Source organism: Roseomonas mucosa ATCC BAA-692 (genome assembly GCF_000622225.1).
Classification (GTDB): domain Bacteria; phylum Pseudomonadota; class Alphaproteobacteria; order Acetobacterales; family Acetobacteraceae; genus Roseomonas; species Roseomonas mucosa.
Genome location: NZ_JHWD01000004.1, coordinates 238177 through 256318, shown reverse-complemented (window position 1 = coordinate 256318; position 18142 = coordinate 238177). Strand labels below are relative to the sequence as shown.

Here is an 18142-nt window from a genome sequence, read left to right as displayed (position 1 = left end):
GGAACCCTCATGGTGAAGCTCGACGTGATCACCACGCGCGGCGGCGATGGCGGGGAGACCTCGCTGGGCGACGGCACGCGGCTGCGCAAGGATGCCCCGCGGATCGCGGTGATCGGCACGGTGGACGAGCTGAACGCCTGCCTGGGCCTGATCCGCCTGCACACGGGCGGGCTGCCGGAGGCGGATGCCATGCTGGCGCGCCTGCAGAACGATCTCTTCGACCTGGGCGCCGACCTCGCCGTGCCCGGCGGCGATCCCGGACGCCTGCGGATCAGCGACCGGCAATGCGCCCGGCTGGAGGCGGAGGTCGCGGCGATGAACGCGGCGATTCCGCCGCTGCGTTCCTTCATCCTGCCCGGCGGCACGCCCGGGGCGGCGCAGGCGCATCTGGCGCGCACCGTGGCGCGGCGGGCGGAGCGCGAGTTCGTGCAGCTTTCCGCGCGGGAGGCTTTGAATCCGGTGGCTTTGCGCTATCTGAACCGGATGTCCGATCACCTCTTCGTCATGGCGCGCCACCTGAACGAGAACGGGGCCCGCGATGTCCTGTGGATTCCAGGGCAGAACTATTAATCCAGAGCGCTCTTTCGTGATGCGTCACGAATTTGCCCAACCCTTGCCAAAACCGCGCGATCTAAGCCGTTAGCAACCTTTCCCGCCCAGCCCGCGCGCCCCGCGCGGGCGGTGGACCGGGCCCACCGTCCCATGCGAAGGGCGGAGGCCTGGACACGACGTTCCTGTCCCTTTCGGAGGTGCCGGTGCTCCGCCGCAACCTGCTCGCCACGATCCCCGCCGCCTTCGCCCTTGCCGGGGCGGCGCACGATGCAGCCGCCCAATCCTCGGCCCCTTCCGGCGGGGCCCAGCCATCCAATGCCCCGGTGCCCTTCGACGGCAACGCGGTGCGCGGCATGGCGCGCGACCTCGCCGCCAAGCCCTTCCGCGCGCCGGACAGCGACCTGCCGCGCGAGCTGGCGGACCTGACCTACGACAAGTACCGCGACATCCGCTTCAACCCGCAACGCGCCTGGTGGCGCGACGCGGGGCTGCCCTTCCAGATGCAGCTCTTCCACCGCGGCTTCCTCTACAAGCAACGGGTGGAGATGTACGAGGTCGCGGAGGGCAAGGCGCAGCGCATCCTCTACAGCCCGGACCTGTTCAGCTTCCAGGACCTGGAGCCGCCGAAGCCCGCCGATCTGGGCTTCGCCGGCTTCCGCCTGCATGCGCCGATCAACCGGCCGGACTATTTCGACGAGATCTGCGCCTTCCTCGGCGCCTCCTATTTCCGCGCCGTGGCCAAGGACCTGAAATACGGGCTCTCGGCGCGCGGCCTCGCGCTGAAGACGGCGGAACCCACGGGCGAGGAGTTCCCCTTCTTCCGCGCCTTCTGGGTGGAGCGTCCGCGCGCCGGGGTGAATTCCATCACCGTCTGGGCACTGCTCGACAGCCAGAGCGCCGCGGCCTCCTACCGCTTCACCATCCGCCCAGGCCAGGACACGGTCTTCGACACGGAGGCCACGGTCTTCCCGCGTGTGGACATCGCCGCCGCCGGCATCGCGCCGCTGACCAGCATGTTCTGGTTCGCCGCCAACGACCGGCTCGGCGTCGATGACTACCGTCCGGCCGTGCATGATTCCGACGGGCTGATGATGCTCTCCGGCCGGGGCGAGCAGATCTGGCGGCCGCTGCACAATCCGCGCGACCTGCAGGTGAGCTATTTCGGCGACGTGAACCCGCGCGGCTTCGGGCTGATGCAGCGCAAGCGCGCCTTCACCAACTTCGACGACCTGGAGGCGCGTTACGAGCGCCGGCCCAGCGCCTGGGTGGAGCCGATCGGCGACTGGGGCGAGGGTGCGGTGCAGCTCGTCGAGATCCCGACCAACTCCGAGATCCACGACAACATCGTCATGGCCTGGCGACCCAAGGAGCCGCTGAAGGCCAAGGGGGAATACGGCTTCGTCTATCGCCTGCACTGGCTGCCGCAATGGACGGGCCGGCCGGAGCTGGGGCGGGTGACGGACACCCGCGTCGGTGCCGGGATCAACAACCGGAACGCGCGGCTCTTCGTCATCGGCGTGGCGGGCGGCAGGCTGGATTCGCTGCCCGCCGATGCGAAGCCGGTGCTGGAGGTCACCTCCGACAAGGGCAAGATCCTCAATCCGGTGGCGCAGCCCAACGGCGAGACGGGGGGCTGGCGCCTCTCCTTCGAGCTGGAGCCGGGCAGCGAGACCCAGGCGGAGCTGCGCGCCGTGCTGCGCCTGGGCGACGAGCCTCTGGCCGAAAGCTGGGTGTACCGATGGACGGCGTGACCACGGACACGCCGCGCCAGCCCCATCCCGCCGATGCCGGCTGGCATGCCCTGCCGCCCGAGGCGCCGCTCGCCATGCCGGTGCAGAACCTGCGCGGCCCCGCGCCGCCGGGTGGGCCGGCCACCCGCCCCTCCGCGCCCCGCTTCATGGGGCTGCGGCGGCTGCTGGTGATCGGCGGCGCCGTCGCGCTGACGGCACTGGGCGGGCGGGAGATGTACCTCGTGCTCGACCTCAGCCGCCCGACGACGTTGCAGGTGCTGCTCTTCCTGCTCTTCCTGGTGCTCTTCGCCTGGGTGGCGCTGAGCTTCACCTCCGCACTGGCAGGGTTCTTCCGCATGTTGGCGGGGCCGGAGCGGCGGCTCGGCATCTCCGCGCGCGACCCGCTGCCGGAGCTGCGCGACCGCACGGCGCTGCTGATGCCCGTCTACAACGAGGCCCCGGCCCGGGTGATGGCGGCGCTCCAGGCCATGCACGAATCCCTGTCGGCGTTGGGCAGGGGCGAGAGCTTCGACATCTTCATCCTCAGCGACACCACCGATGCCGATGCCTGGGTGGCGGAGGAGGCGGCCTTCCTGGCGCTGCGCGCACGCACCGGGGACCACCGGCGCATCTTCTACCGCCGCCGCCCGAGGAACACGGAACGTAAGTCGGGCAACATCGCCGAATGGGTGACGCGCTTCGGCGCCGCCTATCCGCAGATGCTGATCCTCGACGCCGACAGCGTCATGGAGGGCGAGACGCTGGTGCGCCTCGCCGCCGCGATGGAGCGGCACGAGGATGTCGGGTTGATCCAGACCCTGCCGGTGATCGTCAACGGCCGCTCGCTCTTCGCGCGGATGCAGCAGTTCGCCGGGCGGGTCTATGGGCCGCTGATCGCCGAGGGCATCGCCTGGTGGCATGGCGCGGAGGGCAACTACTGGGGCCACAACGCCATGATCCGCACCCGCGCCTTCGCGGAACAGGCGGGCCTGCCGCACCTGAAGGGGCGCAAGCCCTTCGGCGGCCATATCATGAGCCACGACTTCGTGGAGGCGGCGCTGATGCGGCGCGGCGGCTGGGCGATCCACATGGTGCCCTCGCTGCGAGGCTCCTACGAGGAAAGCCCGCCCTCGCTCACCGACCTCGCCATCCGCGACCGCCGCTGGGCGCAGGGGAACCTGCAGCACGCGGCGGTGCTGCCGGCGCGCGGCCTGCACTGGATCAGCCGGCTGCATCTGCTGACCGGCATCGGCTCCTACATCACCGCGCCGCTCTGGTTCCTGTTCCTGTTGGTGGGCCTGCTGACCTCCCTCCAGGCGCGCTTCATCCGGCCGGAATACTTCCCCACCGGGCCCAGCCTGTTTCCCGACTGGCCGGTGGTCGATCCGGTGCGCGCCATGTGGGTCTTCATCGGCACGATGGGCCTGCTGCTGGTGCCGAAGCTGCTCGCCTGGATCGCACTGGCCTTCCGCCCGGCGGAGCGGCGGGGCTGTGGCGGCGCCATCCGTGCCTTCGTCAGCATGCTGGTGGAAACGGTGATCGCCGGGCTGATGGCGCCGGTCACCATGCTCACCCAGTCGGTGGACGTGGCCTCCATCCTGCTCGGCCGGGACAGCGGCTGGAACGCGCAGCAGCGCGAGGATGGCAGCCTGCCCTTTCGCGAGGTGCTGCGGCTCTACTGGCGGCATACGGTGTTCGGCCTGCTCTTCGGCGGGGCTGCCTGGCTGGTCTCGCCCTATCTGGCGCTCTGGATGCTGCCGGTGATCCTCGGCCTCGCCCTGGCGGTGCCGCTGGCGGGCTGGACGGCGCGGCGCGGCGCGGGGGAGGCGCTGCGCCGGCTGGGGCTGCTGCTGATCCCCGAGGAGCGTCAGGTCCCCGCCGTGCTGGAACGCGCCAACGCGCTGTTCCGCGAATGGCGGGACCTGCCCGCCGCGCCGGCGGAGGCCGTGCGCCACCTGGCGGGCGACCCGGTCCTGGCCGAGGCGCATCGCCGGATGCTGCCGCCGCCACGTCGCCCGCGGCTGGACCCGCTCGATCCCGCCCTGCTGCTGGGCCTGGCGCGGGTGGAGGAAGCGGAACGGCTGGAGGAGGTGCTTCCGGCCCTGTCCCGGGCGGAAAAGGCCGCCGTGCTTGGCGACGCCCGCGGGCTGGACCTGCTGCTGGCCATGACGGGGCGGTGACGGGGGCGGCCCCGTTCAGCTTTCCGCCAGGGCGGGCATCCAGTGCGCGAGCTGGCCCGGCTCGCTCGGCCTGCCCAGCAGGAAGCCCTGGCCCTGGGTGCAACCGGCCTCGCGGAGCTGCTGGAGCTGGTCCTGGCGCTCGATCCCTTCCGCCGTGGTGGTCATGCCCAGGGTATGTGCCAGGGCGGCGATCGAGTTCACGATCGCCAGGGAATCCGGCCGCGCCGACATCTCCCGCACAAAGGACTGGTCGATCTTGATCTTGTCGAAGGCGAAGCTGCGCAGGTAGCTGAGCGAGGAATAGCCCGTCCCGAAATCGTCCAGCGCCGTGCTGATGCCGAGGTCGCGGAACTGGCGGAGAATGGCCATGACGCACTCGTTGTCCTGCAGCAGCGCGGATTCCGTGATCTCCAGCTCCAGCCGGCACGGCGGCAGGCCGGAGGTCTCCAGCGCCGTGCGGACGGCCTGCACGATGTCGCCGCGCTGGAACTGCAGGGCCGACAGGTTCACCGCCACCCTGATCGGGTCGGGCCAGCGCATCGCCTCGGCACAGGCGCGGCGCAGCACCCATTCGCCGATGGGCACGATGAGGCCCATCTCCTCGGCCAGGGGGATGAACTGCGCCGGAGAGATCGGGCCGCGCTGCGGGTGGCGCCAGCGCAGCAGGGTCTCGAAGCCGTTGAGCCGGCCGTCCTCCAGATCGAAGATCGGCTGGTAGACGAGGGTCAGCTGCTCCTGTGCCAGGGCCGTGCGCAGGTCGGCCTCCAGCAGCGCCCGCTCGTGGATCTCGGCCTCCATCGCATCCTCGAAGATGCGGTAGGTGCCGCGCCCGGATTCCTTGGCGCGGTAGAGGGCGAGGTCGGCCTTGCTGAGCAGCTGGTCCGGCGTGACCCGGTTGTCCTGCGTCGCGGCGATGCCGATGCTCACGCCCACCACCACGACCCGTCCGGACAGGCTGTAGGGCGCGCCGATCACCTCGATGATGCGCTGGGCCAGGAGCTCCGCTTGGTGCGGCTGGTCGAGCGAGCGGTGCAGCACGGCGAACTCGTCGCCGCTCAGCCGCGCCACGACCTCCGTGGAGCGCAGGCAGCCCTGCAGGCGCTGCCCCACCAGCTCCAGCAGCGCATCGCCCGCCGGATGGCCAAGCGTGTCGTTCACCAGCTTGAACTGGTCGAGGTCGAGGCAGAGCACGGCCATCTCGTCGCGCCCCGGCCGCAGGTCCTGCAGCGCCTCCTTCACCTGGCTGCGAAAGAGATGCCGGTTGGGCAGGCGCGTGAGCATGTCGTGATGCGCCATGAAGCGGATGCTGGCCTCGGTGCGCCGGCGCTCGGTGATGTCGTCATAGGTCGCGATCCAGCCGCCATCCGGCATCGGCTCCTGCGTCACCTCCAGGGCGCGGCCCTCGGGCACCTCCACCACCAGCTCGGCGCGCTGCTGCTGTTCCGAGAGGCGGCGGTGCTCCTCCAGGCTGCGCTGCGCCAGCTCCCGCCCCGAACGCTGATGCCCGGCGAGGCGGAACAGCTCCTCCGCCTGCATCCCCTGCCGCACCGAGGCGGGCGGGATGTCGAAGAGGTCGAGGAAGCGGACATTGCAGACGATCAGCCGCTGCGCCGCATCCACCATGCACAGGCCCTGCGACATGTTGTTCAGCGCGGCATCGAAGCGCGTGTTCTGCATGTGCAGGTCGCGGTCGCGCTGGTGCAGGACCTCGTTCTGCGCCTGCGCCTCCAGCATCGCCTCCTGCACGTTCTCCTTGGCCTCGATCAGCTCCTGCCGGTTGCGGCTGAGGTCGGAGACCAGTGCCTGCATCCGTGCATAGGTCTGCCGCAGCAGGCGGTTGTTGCCGATCAGGAAGGCGACGAGGCCCAGGGAGCACAGGATCAGCCCGAGCAGGACGCCCGAGAAGGTCCAGTGCAGCACCGTCAGGTCGCGCAGGTCCTGGGCATTGCGCTCGGAACTGTCGCCATAGGCGGCCGCCGAGATGCGCAGCAGGTCCTGGTTGATGGGGGCCAGCAGCCGCAGAACCTCCTGCGGCGTGCCGGCCGCCCCCAGCCGTGGCAGCAGCGCCTGGACCTGGGTGGCGACCTGGTGTGCCCTCGCCAGGGCGGCGTCCATATCCGGGCGCCGGTCGAAGAACTCGCGCGCCTCGCCATTGCCGAAGAGCTGCAGCCGGTTCTTGAAGATGTCGAGCCAGAGCTGGACCTGCTCCTCGTCCCGGTCGCCGTCGGGCAGGGCGTAGAGGGCCACCACGGTCTGCAGCCGGTTCAGCTCCGGCACGGACTGGGTCACCAGCCAGGTGAGGTTGTAGCGCGACACGTTCTCCAGCGCGTGCTGGCGCTGGACGATCAGGACGGACAGGTAGAAGGCCACGCCGATCAGCAGGATCGTGGCCGCCAGCAGCACGGATCGCGAGCGCGAGGCCCAGGCCGGCAGGGCGATCGATGCCGGGAGCGCGGGAGGGCCGGCGGCAGGCTCCATCGGGCTACTTGACGATCAGCCGCGTCACCTGCCAGGCGGAGCGCCCATAGTAGCGCTGCGCGCGGAGATCGGGGTTGCTGTCATAGGGATAGACGATGAAGAACGGACCCTTGTCACTGACCGGCATGTAGTTGCCGTCCCGCTTGAAGGCGAGCAGCGTGCCGAAGCGGGAGAAATCCTCCACCGGCAGTTCGGTCGTGTACTCGTTGAGGGCAACGGCCTGCACCGTGGTGCCGAAGGCGCCCAGCTCCTCCATCAACTTGGCCATCGGCACACCCTCGAAGCGCACTGGCTGCTCGTACCAGGGGGTCTGGGTCACGATGCTGCTCATGCCCAGGGCTTCCAGCATCGGGCGGTCGAGCCGGGCCAGATCGCCGTCGTTAAAAACCTTGATCTTGCCCGCAACGGTCAGGACAGGCCTGGCAGCCGGTGTCCCGAGTGGGCCGGCGGCGCCGGCCAGCAGGGCGCCCGTCAGGCTCGTCAGGAGCCTTGCCATGGAGCGTCGCGTCAGCCGATCGTCCATCGTTATCCTCTCCACAAGCGAGCGCCCCAGGCCATTCCGGCCAGCATACGTGATTTTCCTGGTGCAATCACCCTTCAAGGTTGTGAATTCTGTCCGTTACTAGCTTTCCGGCCTCGGAATGACCGGAATAGGTACAACCTTCCGCCAGGCCGTCCGGTCCCCGCCGCACGACGACGCGGTCGAGTCCATCCAGTTCGGTGGAAAGCTGTCCCCAGATCCAGCGCGCCACGTTCTCCAGGCTGGGATGCTCCAGGCCCTCGATGTCATTCAGGTAGGTGTGGTCGACTTTCAGCCGGACCTTCTCCACCACCTTCTCCACCTCGTAGAGGTTATGGGACCAGCCATAGACCGGGTCCGGCTCGCCCCGCAGAAAGACCTGCACCAGGAAGGAATGCCCGTGCAGCCCCGAGAAGGGGGGAAGCTGGTGCGCGGCCTCGAAGGTGAATTCCTTCAGGGTTTCAATCATGATCGTTCCCGAGCCGCAGGATGCGGCAAGCTGTGGAATTGTATCACGACAATAACGACAACCATAAGGTTATGGTTCACCAGGAAAACAACCTTTGGTGGAGTGTGGCCTGTTTTCCACGTGACGGGTCCAGGCCCGGCCACGGCGAGGGTCGGGCTGCGAGGGCTTCCGGAACCGCGTGGATGTAGGCGGTAACGAGGAAAACTGCCAGGTTGAAAGAAATTCTCATTCTCGCCTCTGGTCCTGTTCTTGTGAAGGAAGCGATTGTTCTTGGAGATTGTTATCCATCCATGACCGGCAACAGGATGCACCCGTTCCGGAACACGTGGCGCAGGCCGCGCCACATCGACCGCATTTTGGAGGACCACGATGTCTGCTGCCTCGATGAATCAGGCTGCCTGCGAGAAGTGCACCTTCTTCGACCTGCACATGGCCGGGCAAGCCGCCCCGAAGCATGACGAGAAGCTGGGCCTCTGCCGCTACAACCCGCCGGTGACGCAGCCCAGCGCCGAGGCCCATGGCCTCTGGCCCAAGGTTTCCAACGACGATTGGTGCGGGCACTACGAGCCGGAAACCAAGCACTGAGCTTTCCGGCCGGGACCGGTCCGGTGACCTGACAGGCTTCTCCCGGTCGCTCCAAACCTCACCCCGGCCCGGGGCGAGGGTGGACCGGCGTCAGGCCACCGGAGGCAGGGGTCAGGGGATGCCGATCAGTTTATGGGTTTGCAGCGATAGCCGCCATTGTGGGTGTTCCAGGCAGTAGCGCACCGCCGCCTCGGTATGGGCCAGCCGGTCCGGGCCATCCATCGGCTGCAGGTAGAAATGCCCGAATTCCAGCGGTGGCAGGGAATCGGGCATCAGTTTGGGCTGTGGAAAGACAAGCTTCAACTCGGAGCCGCACCGGACCTTGAGCGGAGCGCCGGCCTTGGGGCTGATGCAGAGCCAGTCGATCCCCTCTGGCGGCTCCACCGTCCCGTTGCTTTCCACCGCGATCTCGAAGCCCCGCTCGTGCACCGCCGCGATCAGGTGCGTGTCGAGTTGCAACAGCGGTTCGCCGCCCGTGAAGACCACGTAGCGATGCGACGCACCGCCGGGCCAGGAGGCCTCGATCGCCGCGGCCAGGGCCCCGGCATCCGCGAAGCGGCCGCCGCCCTCGCCATCCATGCCGATGAAGTCCGTGTCGCAGAACTGGCAGACCGCCCCGGCACGGTCCTCCTCCCGCCCGCTCCAGAGGTTGCAGCCGGCGAAGCGGCAGAAGACCGAGGGCCGGCCAGCCTGTGCGCCCTCGCCCTGGAGGGTCGCGAAGATCTCCTTGACGGCGTAGCTCATGCTGCGCCCACCACGGCCCGCAAGGGCATGGACAGGTCGTTGATGCTGTCATCCGCCCGCTGCCACCAACGGGGTGCCCCGTCCAGGGCGGCGGCGGGCAGGAAGGCCAGGGGATCGCCGTCGAAGGTGACGGTGTTGGTGGGCGTTTCCTCGATCCGGATGCCGGCGCAGCGCAGCCGGCCGCCATCCTCCGCCAGGAACGTGTTCAGCTTGCTCATGAACAGGCAGGCCAGGACCTCGGTGGTCGGGTCGCCGGGCGTGACCAGGAGGCGGTCCAGGCGATGCGGCTCGTTCTGGCGGAACCAGGCCAGCAACGGGTCGTGTTCCGCGATCTGAAAGGCATGGTCCACTGCCCCGTCGATCCAGCGGTGCCAGCAGGACTTCGCGCGCTCGAAGGGCTCGACCATGTTGGCGTGGCCGTCCAGCGGCGCCGGGTGGGCCGCCTCCAGCCGCACCGTCACCGTCTCGTTGTGCCCATGCGGCACGGCGCATTTCTCCGAACCGCCCGACAGCAGGCGGTGCCCCATGGCATAGCGGCGTGAAAAGACGAGACCGAACATGCGCGGTCCTCTAGACCAAGGCGGGCCCGTATAGAAGCGAGGAGCGCCCGGCCCGGCTCCGCGTTCGCGGCAGGGCGGCCCAAAGGAACCAAGTCAGAGAAACCAGGACAGTCCCTGGAAGCCGAGCCAGCAGATGGCGATGAGCACCGCCGCCGCGAAGAGGCAGCCCGCCGCGGTCAGCGCCACGCCCCAGCCGACCAGCCGGTTGTCGCGCTCCACCACACCCAGGGCCATGACGATGTTGCCAAAGGCCGGCGGGCCATTGGTGCCGGGGCCGGGCAGGATCAGCATCACGGCGCAGAGCACGGTGAGCCAGCCGACGAGCCGGTCCCCGGCAGGGGAGGTGAACCAGCCGTCATGCGGGTGCAGCCGCGCCTCGAAGCGCCGCAGCCAGCGGGAGGAGCTCCCCGACAGGCGGAGAAGGTCGGCGCGCTTCACCGAGCGCCGTGCCAGAAAGCCGGGCAGGGCAGGCACCTGGCGGCCCAGGCCCATCTGCGCGCCCAGCAGGAGCATCGGCAGGCCGAAGACGCTGGCCATGCCGGGCAGCAGCGCCGGCAGGCAGAGGAGCAGGATCAGCAGGCCGAAGGCGCGGTCGCCGAAGGCTTCCGCCATCTCGCCCAGGGTGATCCGCTCGCCCGGACAGGCGGCCGCGACCTCCGCGATGATGCGGGAGATGGGAGCACCCTCATGCAGATCGCCGCCATGGGAGGCACCGCCTGTGGTCGTGGAGGGGCCGGGCGTGGAAGGGGAGCGCTGCGGCCGCAGGGCCGCCTCGTCGGAAACACCATCCATGCGGAAAAGCCTGCTCCTCCTCGCGGGTCGTCGGGGCGGCCCATGCCGGGCACCGGCACGCAAGCTGGGGGCTGGCGGAGGCGAAAGCGAGATCGAAAGTGGATTTTTCTCCATCTTATTACAATCGGTCACCCTCCGCCTGCCTTCGGCGGGATCGGACGGGGCTTCCCGCGCGGCCTGGCGGCATGCTCCAAGCGATGCCATGCGGGACGTTGATCTGGCGCTCTGCCTGGCGGTCGATGTGTCCGCCTCGGTGGATTACGACGAGTTCGGGCTGATGATGGGCGGGCTGGCCGCGGCCTGGCGGCAGGCGGCGCTGGTCGCCGCCGCGACCTCGGGCCCGCGCGGCGCGGTGGCGGTGACGCTGCTGCAATGGTCCGGACCGGGGGCACAGGCCCTGGCAGTTCCCTGGCTGCTCGTGACGGATGGGGCCTCCGCCTCGGCCCTGGCCGATGCGATCGACAACTCCCCCCGCCTGCCGCCACCCGGCGCCACCGCGCTGGGCGAGGGCATGGCGGCCGCCCTGGCGCGGCTGGCGGCCTTTCCGGCGTGGGCGGAACGGCTGGTGCTCGATGTCTCGGGCGACGGGGCGGGCAATACCGGCCGCCCTTCCGGTCCGGTGCGGGATCTGGCGGTGGAGGCGGAGGTGGTGGTCAACGGACTGGCGGTGCTCAACGAGGAGCCGGACCTGCTGGCTCATTACGAGGCGGAGGTGATCGGCGGCCCGGGCTGCTTCGCCATGGCCTGCGCCGACTATGCCGATTTCGCCGAGGCCATCGCCCGCAAGCTGTTCCGCGAGATCCGCGGCAGCCTTTCCGTCTGACTCCCGCAGCCCACCCGGCCCGGCCGGCCCGCCAACCACCGGAGCCTGCCTGTGACGAGTGGACCGGAAGGTCTATCAGCGGGGGACGAATCGGAGGGAAGATATAGCCATGCGCGATCCGCTTCTGGTCCGGCTGGGGGTCCGCTCCCCGATCATCCAGGCGCCGATGGCGGGCGTTTCCACTCCCGCCCTGGCCGCCGCCGTCTCGGAGGCCGGCGGGCTGGGCTCCATCGGGGTCGGCGCCGTGGCGGCACCGGCGGCGCGGGAGATGATCCGGGAGATCCGGGCCCGCACGGCGGCGCCCTTCAACGTCAACCTCTTCTGCCACCGCCCGGCCGCGCAGGACCCGGCACGGGAGGCCGCCTGGCTGGCGCGGCTGCGCCCGGCCTTCGCGGCCCTCGGCGCGGAACCCCCGGCGGCACTGCGCGAAATCTACGCCAGCTTCCTCACCGACGAGGCGATGCTGGCCATGCTGCTGGAGGAGCGGCCGCCGGTCGTCAGCTTCCACTTCGGCCTGCCCGATGCGGCCCGGCTGGCAGCGCTCCGTGACACGGGCATCACGCTCCTCGCCACCGCCACCAGCCCGCGCGAGGCCGCCCAGGCCGAGGCAGCGGGCGTTCATGCGCTGGTCGCCCAGGGCATCGAGGCCGGCGGCCATCGCGGGGTCTTCGACGGCCTGCCGGACGAGCGGATCGGCACCTTCGCCCTGGTGCGCCTCCTGGTCCGCCAGTCGCGGCTGCCCGTGGTCGCGGCCGGCGGGATCATGGACGGCGCCGGGGTCGCGGCGGCCCTGCGGCTGGGTGCCGCTGCGGCGCAACTCGGCACCGCCTTCATCGCCTGCCCGGAATCCTCGGCCAGCCCCGGCCACCGCGCGGCCCTGGCCGACGGGCGTGGCACGGTCGTCACCGCCGCCATCTCCGGCCGTCCGGCGCGTGGGCTGGAGAACCGCTTCACCGCCGAGTTCGGCGCGGGCGAGGACGCGCCCGGCTATCCGTTCACCTACGACGCCGGCAAGGCCCTGCATCAGGCGGCCATGGCGCGGGGCGAGGAAGGCTATGCCGCCTGGTGGGCCGGGCAGGGCGCGCCGCTGGCCCGCGCGATGCCTGCCGACGCGCTGGTCGCGACCCTGGTTCGCGAGGCCGGGCTGGAAGGCTGATCCCGGACTCCGGGAGGGCCATGCGGGGAAAAACCCCGGACCGAGGCTTCCCTCGGCGCCGGGGCTGGCGCAGCCTGCCGCGCGTCCGTTCATCCAGATCCGGCCATCCAGATCCAGAGGTGCTCCCATGCTGCTGCTCACCCCCGGCCCCGTGCAGACCGATCCGCGGGTGCGCGCCGCCATGGCGGTGGACATCGCACCCTGGGACCTCGACTTCCGCGCCGAATATGCCGAGATCCGCGAGAAGATCGTGGAGGTCGCGGGCGGCACGCCGGGGCATCACGTGACGCTGCCCCTGCAGGGTTCCGGCCATTTCGTCGTGGAGGCCGCGATCCGCACCTTCGTGCCGGCGGGCGGCGCCTTCCTGGTGCCGATGAACGGGCAGTACGCGGAGCGGATCTGGCGGCTGGCCAGCGAGGCGGGGCGCAGGCCCATCGCCATCCCCGTGCCCGACACCCGGCCGGTGACGGCGCGGGAGATCGCCGCCGGTTTCGCCGCGCATCCGGAGGCCAGCCACCTGATCGCCGTGGTCAGCGAGACCGGCAGCGGCATCGTCAACGACCCCGCCGTGATGGGCGAGGCGGTGCGCAAGGCCGGGCGGCGCATGATCCTGGACATGGTGAGCGCCTTCGGCGCCTGGCCCTTCCGCCTCGCCGAGCATGACGAGATCGATGCCGTCACCTTCACCTCCAACAAGTGCCTGGAGGGCATGCCGGGGCTGGGCTTCGCCGTCTGCCCCGCCGACCGCACGCGCGAGCGCGCCGGGCAGGCCGGGAGCTGGAGCCTCGACCTGGGGGACGTGATGCTGACCGCCGAGCGCGCCGGCTGGGGCTCCTTCCGCTTCACGCCCCCGGTGCAGGCGCTGCGCGCCTTCGGCGTGGCGTTGGAGCTCTACGAGGCGGAGGGCGGGCAGAGGGTCCGCCTCGCCCGCTACCGCGAGAACATGCGGGTGCTGATGGATGGCATGACGGCGCTGGGGCTGCGGCCCTATCTGGCACCGGAACACCAGGGGCCGATCATCGCCACCTTCCACCAGCCGCCCGGGCCGGAGGCGGGCGGGCGCTTCGTGCTGCAGGACTTCGTCGATGCGCTGAAGCAGCGCGGCGTGCTGATCTCCAACTTCCACACCACGGAGGCCCCGACGCTGCGCATCGGCTGCATCGGCGCCATCACCCCGGACGACATGCGCCACGCCGTGGCGGTGATGGGCGAGGTGCTGGAGGAGATGGGCGTCCTCGCCTGATCCGGAAGGCCTACCGCCGCCCGGCTTCCCGCAGGGCGCGCATCCGGTCCTTCAGGCGGCGCAGGATGCCCGGCCGGGTTTCCGGGCGACGCTTCCAGTCGCGGCAATCGGCCCGGGACCGGCCGCAGCCCTTGCACCACCCGGTTCCGGAATCGAAGCGGCACAGTCCGGTACAGGGGTTCTTCACGGGGCGGGCTCCTCCGGCGGACGATCGGATGCTGATCGGATTCGGGGCAGAAGATAGGGTGGGTGACGGAGGATTCATCGGCGTCCCGTCCGGGGCCTGCCATTCGCCGCCCGCGAGCCTCTCCGGCGTCTTGCCCCGCCCGGCGGCGCGTCGTAACCGCGGGGCGCAGCCGCGGGAAGCCGCCCTGATGGGGCGCCGCGCCCGGGCCGGCCTGCCCGGAGATGCCGGAACCGCCGGAGGGAGAACGCGCCCCGCATGACCACCGACCTCGCCATCGCCAGGGCCGCGACGCTGCGCCCGATCGCGGAGATCGCCGCCCGCGCCGGCATCCCGGAGGAGGCCCTGGAACCCCATGGCCGCTTCAAGGCCAAGCTGGACCCGGCCCGCATCCCCGACTCCGGCCGGACGGGCGCGCTGGTGCTGGTGACGGGCATCAGCCCCACCGCCGCCGGGGAGGGCAAGACCACCACCACCATCGGGCTGGGCGACGCGCTGAACGCGCTGGGCACGAAGGCCATGATCTGCCTGCGCGAGCCCTCGCTCGGCCCCTGCTTCGGCGTGAAGGGCGGGGCGACCGGCGGCGGGCGGGCGCAGGTGGCGCCGATGGAGGAGATCAACCTCCACTTCACGGGTGACTTCCACGCCATCACCAGCGCCAACAACCTGCTCTCCGCGATGGTGGACAACCACATCCACTGGGGCAACGCGCTGGGCCTGGACCAGCGGCGCGTCACCTGGCGCCGGGCCATCGACATGAACGACCGCGCGCTGCGCGACGTGCTGGTCGGGCTGGGCGGCATGCCGAACGGGCTGCCGCGCGAGGACGGGTTCGACATCACCGTGGCGAGCGAGGTGATGGCGATCCTCTGCCTCGCCCGCGACCTGGAGGACCTGCAGGAGCGGCTTGGGCGGATCATCGTCGGCCAGCGCCGCGACGGGTCGAGCGTCACCGCCGCCGACCTCAAGGCGCACGGCGCCATGGCGGCGCTGCTGCGGGAGGCGATGTTCCCGAACCTGGTGCAGACGCTGGAGGGCAGCCCGGCCCTGGTGCATGGCGGTCCCTTCGCCAACATCGCCCATGGCTGCAATTCCGTGGCGGCGACGCGGCTGGGCCTGCGGCTGGCCGATGTGGTGGTGACGGAGGCCGGCTTCGGCGCCGATCTGGGCGGCGAGAAGTTCTGCGACATCAAGTGCCGCCTGGCGGGGCTTGCGCCATCCGCCTGCGTGGTGGTGGCCACGGTGCGGGCGCTGAAGCTGCATGGCGGCGTGGCGCGTGCGAACCTGGACCGGGAGGACGCGGCGGCGGTGCGGCGCGGCGTGGTGAACCTGCAGCGCCATGTGGAGAACATGCGCCTCTTCGGCCTGCCGGTGGTGGTGGCGCTGAACGAGTTCACCTCCGACACCGAGGCCGAGTTCGCCGTGGTGCGCGAGGCCATGGCGCCGCTGGGCGCGGAGGTCGTGCTCTGCACCCACTGGGCCGATGGCGCGGCGGGCGCGGCGGATCTGGCCCGCGCGGTGACGCGGCTGATCAAGGGCGGCACGGCGCGCTTCGCGCCGATCTATCCCGATGCCATGCCGCTGGAGGACAAGGTCCGCAGCATCGCCCGCAAGATCTACCGCGCCAGCGAGGTCAACTTCCCGCCCGCCGTGCATGCGCGGCTGAAGCGCTTCGAGGAGGCGGGCTACGGGCATTTTCCCGTCTGCATCGCCAAGACGCAGTATTCCTTTTCCGCCGATCCCGCGCTGCTCGGCGCGCCCACCGGCCATGTCCTGCCGGTGCGGGAGGTGCGTCTTTCCGCCGGCGCGGGCTTCATCGTGGTGATCTGCGGCGAGGTGATGACCATGCCCGGCCTGCCGCGCTCCCCCGCCGCCGAGCGCATCCACCTGGATGCGGAAGGCCGGATCGAGGGGCTGTTCTGAAGCCGCCGCGCGACCCCCGGGGGGGGCCCCGAGCGGCGCTGGCCGAGGCGCAGTCCCTGCTGCGTGAGGGCATGGCGCGGCACGGGGCCGGAGAGTTCGACCGGGCGGCGCGCTTCTATGCCCGGGCGCTGCGCCTCGTGCCGGAGGAGCCGAACGCGCTGAACCTGTCCGGCGTGCTGGCGCGGCAGCAGGGGGATGCCGCCCGCGCCGCGGCGCTGACCGCGCGAGCCCTGGCACTGCGGCCGGATTCGCCCGTCTTCCTGGCCTCGCACGGCGCCTCGCTGGCGGAGCTGGGGCGGGCGGAGGAAGCGGTGCCGCTGCTGCGCCGCGCCCTGGCCGTGCGCCCCGGCGATGCCGTGTCCCACCGCAACCTGGGGCAGGCGCTGCTGGCCCTGGGGCATGTGGCGGAGGCGCTGGTGCCGTTGCGCGAGGCGCTGCGCCTCGCCCCGGAGGCGGAGACGCATCTGGCCCTGGCCCATGCGCTGCACGAGGCCGGCGACGGGGAAGGGGCGGGGCGGGAGGCGCGGGCGGCCATCGCGGAGGCGCCGCCGGAGCTGGCGGAACAGGCCCGCTTCCTGCTGGCCGCGCTGGGCGAGGACCCGGCCCCGGACCGCGCGCCCGCCGCCTATGTGCGCGAACTCTTCGACCGCTACGCGCCGCGCTTCGACGCGCATCTGGTGGAAGAGCTTCAGTACCGCACGCCCGATGCCCTGGCGGCCCTGCTGCGACAGGCCGGGGTGGCGGCGGATGGAAGCCACGCGGTGCTGGACCTGGGATGCGGCACCGGCCTGTCCGGACGCGCGCTGAAGCCCTTCGCCTGGCGCCTGGAGGGGGTGGACCTGTCGCCCCGGATGCTGGAGCAGGCCGGGCGGACAGGGCTCTACGACGCCCTGCACGAGGCCGACCTGCTGGGCTTCCTGCCAGGGCAGACCAGGGCTTTCGGCCTCGTGGCGGCGGCGGACGTGCTGAACTACCTGGGCGACCTTCGCCCCGCCCTGTCGGGAATCGCCGGGGCGCTGTCGGAGGGCGGCGTCGCCGGCTTCAGCCTCGAACTGGGGGCGGTGGCGCCCTATGCGCTGGGCGAGGGGATGCGCTACCGCCATCATCCGGACCATGCGCTCGCCCTGCTCGCCGAGGCGGGGCTGCGCCCCATGGCGCGGCAGGAGGCCGTGCTGCGGCGGGAGAAGGGGGAGCCCGTGGCCGGCCTCCTGCTGGTGGCCGGCCGCGCCTGAGGGTGGTTCAGGCGGCTTCGTACTCACGCTGCAGGGCGTTGACGCTCAGCCGGGTGGCAAGCCAGTCCGGGGTGATCGGCACCAGGTCGTTGGCGACGTTCGGCCCCACCCCGGCCTCGCTCAGGGCCAGCGGGCCCGCCTCCGCCGCAGCGAGCACCGAGCCCAGGCGGCGCGCCTGGTCCAGCCGCGTGGCGATCATGCAGCGGGCGCCCAGCGCGGCATAGGCCCGGGCGATCTCCGTGGCCTCCGCCACGTCCAGCCCGGCCGGCAGCACCAGCACCGGATGCGCGTCGGCGGCGCGCAGCACGGCCAGGAGATGCTCGGCCTGCGCCCGCTCGAAGGGATCGCAGCCGGCGGTGTCGAGTAGCACGGGCTGGCCGGCGGTGCGGCGGGCCACGGCGCGGGAGATCTGCCCCGGCGTGACGGCGGCGGAAAGCGTGAGGTCGAGGACCCGGGTGAAGGCGGCGAGCTGTTCCGTGGCGCCGGCGCGGGCGGCATCGGCGGTGATCACGGTGGGCGCCTGGCCGGACATCACCAGCCGCGTGGCGAGCTTGGCGCAGGTGAGCGTCTTGCCGGCGCCCGGCGGGCCGACCAGCGCCAGGGTGCGCGTGGCCGGGTCCGGCAGGCCGGCGAAGGGCAGCGCGTCCTCCAACGCCTTGGCCATCGGGCCGCGCAGCCGCGCCGCGAGATCCGGCGGCAGGTTGTGCCGCAGCAGCTCGGGCGGGATGACGTGCCGCGGCTTCAGCGCGGAATCGGGCGGGATCAGCAGCGGCTCGTCGCTGTCCAGCACCGCGGTGACCTCGACGCCGTTCTCCGTGTGGCGGGAGGAGAGGATGACGGCATCGTCACCCATTTCGAGGCGCAGCACGCGCATCGCCTCGGTCATGCAGGAGCCGTTGAATACGCGGATCTTCATGGGTTCAACCTTGCAACGAATTCTGTTGATGAGAGGTGAAGGCGACACGAAAATT

The 18142-nt window shown here is 71.1% G+C and carries 17 protein-coding genes; 9 read left to right on the top strand and 8 right to left on the bottom strand.

Annotated features, from left to right (window positions below; translation table 11 throughout):
- The first annotated feature begins 9 nt into the window (after window positions 1-9).
- The 3 genes from BT98_RS0108030 to mdoH all read left to right on the top strand — a co-directional run bounded on the left by BT98_RS0108030 (window position 10) and on the right by mdoH (window position 4462).
- Window positions 10-570 (top strand): cob(I)yrinic acid a,c-diamide adenosyltransferase, encoded by a 561-nt coding sequence (locus tag BT98_RS0108030; RefSeq protein WP_019462686.1) that lies wholly within the window; start codon window positions 10-12, stop codon window positions 568-570.
- Window positions 571-755: 185 nt separating this feature from the next.
- Window positions 756-2303: a glucan biosynthesis protein gene (locus tag BT98_RS0108025; RefSeq protein WP_079253252.1), complete on the top strand. Its 1548-nt coding sequence runs from the start codon at window positions 756-758 to the stop codon at window positions 2301-2303.
- Entirely contained in the window at window positions 2291-4462 is a 2172-nt protein-coding gene (mdoH, locus tag BT98_RS0108020; protein WP_027297188.1) for a glucans biosynthesis glucosyltransferase MdoH, read from the top strand. The genes BT98_RS0108025 and mdoH overlap by 13 nt, the downstream gene beginning before the upstream one ends.
- 15 nt (window positions 4463-4477) lie before the next feature.
- Here mdoH and BT98_RS0108015 read toward each other — a convergent pair whose 3' ends face one another.
- The 3 genes from BT98_RS0108015 to BT98_RS23665 all read right to left on the bottom strand — a co-directional run bounded on the left by BT98_RS0108015 (window position 4478) and on the right by BT98_RS23665 (window position 7929).
- A complete protein-coding gene (locus BT98_RS0108015; RefSeq protein WP_019461794.1) occupies window positions 4478-6940 on the bottom strand; it encodes a putative bifunctional diguanylate cyclase/phosphodiesterase in 2463 nt (820 codons plus the stop codon).
- Between the two features lie 4 nt (window positions 6941-6944).
- On the bottom strand, window positions 6945-7463 hold the full coding sequence (locus BT98_RS0108010; RefSeq protein WP_019461793.1) for a hypothetical protein: 519 nt from the start codon (window positions 7461-7463) through the stop codon (window positions 6945-6947).
- A 67-nt stretch (window positions 7464-7530) separates the two neighbouring features.
- Entirely contained in the window at window positions 7531-7929 is a 399-nt protein-coding gene (locus BT98_RS23665) for a 6-carboxytetrahydropterin synthase (RefSeq protein ID WP_019461792.1), read from the bottom strand.
- 369 nt (window positions 7930-8298) lie between these two features.
- Between BT98_RS23665 and BT98_RS0108000 the strand changes: the two genes are divergently transcribed.
- On the top strand, window positions 8299-8514 hold the full coding sequence (locus tag BT98_RS0108000) for a hypothetical protein (protein ID WP_202801211.1): 216 nt from the start codon (window positions 8299-8301) through the stop codon (window positions 8512-8514).
- A gap of 111 nt (window positions 8515-8625) precedes the next feature.
- Here BT98_RS0108000 and queE read toward each other — a convergent pair whose 3' ends face one another.
- The 3 genes from queE to BT98_RS0107985 form a co-directional block, all read right to left on the bottom strand.
- Entirely contained in the window at window positions 8626-9258 is a 633-nt protein-coding gene (gene queE / locus BT98_RS0107995; RefSeq protein WP_019461790.1) for a 7-carboxy-7-deazaguanine synthase, read from the bottom strand.
- Window positions 9255-9818, bottom strand: a complete 564-nt coding sequence (locus BT98_RS0107990; RefSeq protein WP_019461789.1) for a 6-pyruvoyl trahydropterin synthase family protein — start codon at window positions 9816-9818, stop codon at window positions 9255-9257. The genes queE and BT98_RS0107990 overlap by 4 nt, the downstream gene beginning before the upstream one ends.
- Before the next feature lie 93 nt (window positions 9819-9911).
- On the bottom strand, window positions 9912-10610 hold the full coding sequence (locus BT98_RS0107985) for an exopolysaccharide biosynthesis protein (protein WP_019461788.1): 699 nt from the start codon (window positions 10608-10610) through the stop codon (window positions 9912-9914).
- Window positions 10611-10812: 202 nt separating this feature from the next.
- Here BT98_RS0107985 and BT98_RS0107980 point away from each other — a divergent pair, with 202 nt between their 5' ends.
- The 3 genes from BT98_RS0107980 (at window position 10813) to BT98_RS0107970 (ending at window position 13832) form a co-directional block, all read left to right on the top strand.
- The gene (locus tag BT98_RS0107980) at window positions 10813-11433 is read left to right on the top strand and encodes a DUF1194 domain-containing protein (RefSeq protein ID WP_019461787.1); all 621 of its coding nucleotides are present in this window, start codon (window positions 10813-10815) and stop codon (window positions 11431-11433) included.
- A 109-nt stretch (window positions 11434-11542) separates the two neighbouring features.
- The gene (locus BT98_RS0107975; RefSeq protein ID WP_019461786.1) at window positions 11543-12589 is read left to right on the top strand and encodes an NAD(P)H-dependent flavin oxidoreductase; all 1047 of its coding nucleotides are present in this window, start codon (window positions 11543-11545) and stop codon (window positions 12587-12589) included.
- A 127-nt stretch (window positions 12590-12716) separates the two neighbouring features.
- Entirely contained in the window at window positions 12717-13832 is a 1116-nt protein-coding gene (locus BT98_RS0107970; protein ID WP_019461785.1) for a 2-aminoethylphosphonate--pyruvate transaminase, read from the top strand.
- 10 nt (window positions 13833-13842) lie between these two features.
- Here BT98_RS0107970 and BT98_RS28590 read toward each other — a convergent pair whose 3' ends face one another.
- A complete protein-coding gene (locus BT98_RS28590; RefSeq protein WP_369699835.1) occupies window positions 13843-14097 on the bottom strand; it encodes a DUF1289 domain-containing protein in 255 nt (84 codons plus the stop codon).
- Window positions 14098-14274: 177 nt separating this feature from the next.
- On the opposite strand from BT98_RS28590, the gene BT98_RS0107960 reads away from it, so the two are divergent.
- Both BT98_RS0107960 and BT98_RS0107955 read left to right on the top strand, forming a co-directional pair.
- The gene (locus BT98_RS0107960; RefSeq protein ID WP_019461784.1) at window positions 14275-15939 is read left to right on the top strand and encodes a formate--tetrahydrofolate ligase; all 1665 of its coding nucleotides are present in this window, start codon (window positions 14275-14277) and stop codon (window positions 15937-15939) included.
- A gap of 71 nt (window positions 15940-16010) precedes the next feature.
- Window positions 16011-17171 (top strand): tetratricopeptide repeat protein, encoded by a 1161-nt coding sequence (locus tag BT98_RS0107955; protein WP_019461783.1) that lies wholly within the window; start codon window positions 16011-16013, stop codon window positions 17169-17171.
- A gap of 7 nt (window positions 17172-17178) precedes the next feature.
- On the opposite strand, the gene BT98_RS23660 is transcribed toward BT98_RS0107955, so the two are convergent.
- Window positions 17179-18087: a flagellar biosynthesis protein FlhF gene (locus BT98_RS23660; RefSeq protein ID WP_019461782.1), complete on the bottom strand. Its 909-nt coding sequence runs from the start codon at window positions 18085-18087 to the stop codon at window positions 17179-17181.
- Between the last annotated feature and the right edge of the window lie 55 nt (window positions 18088-18142).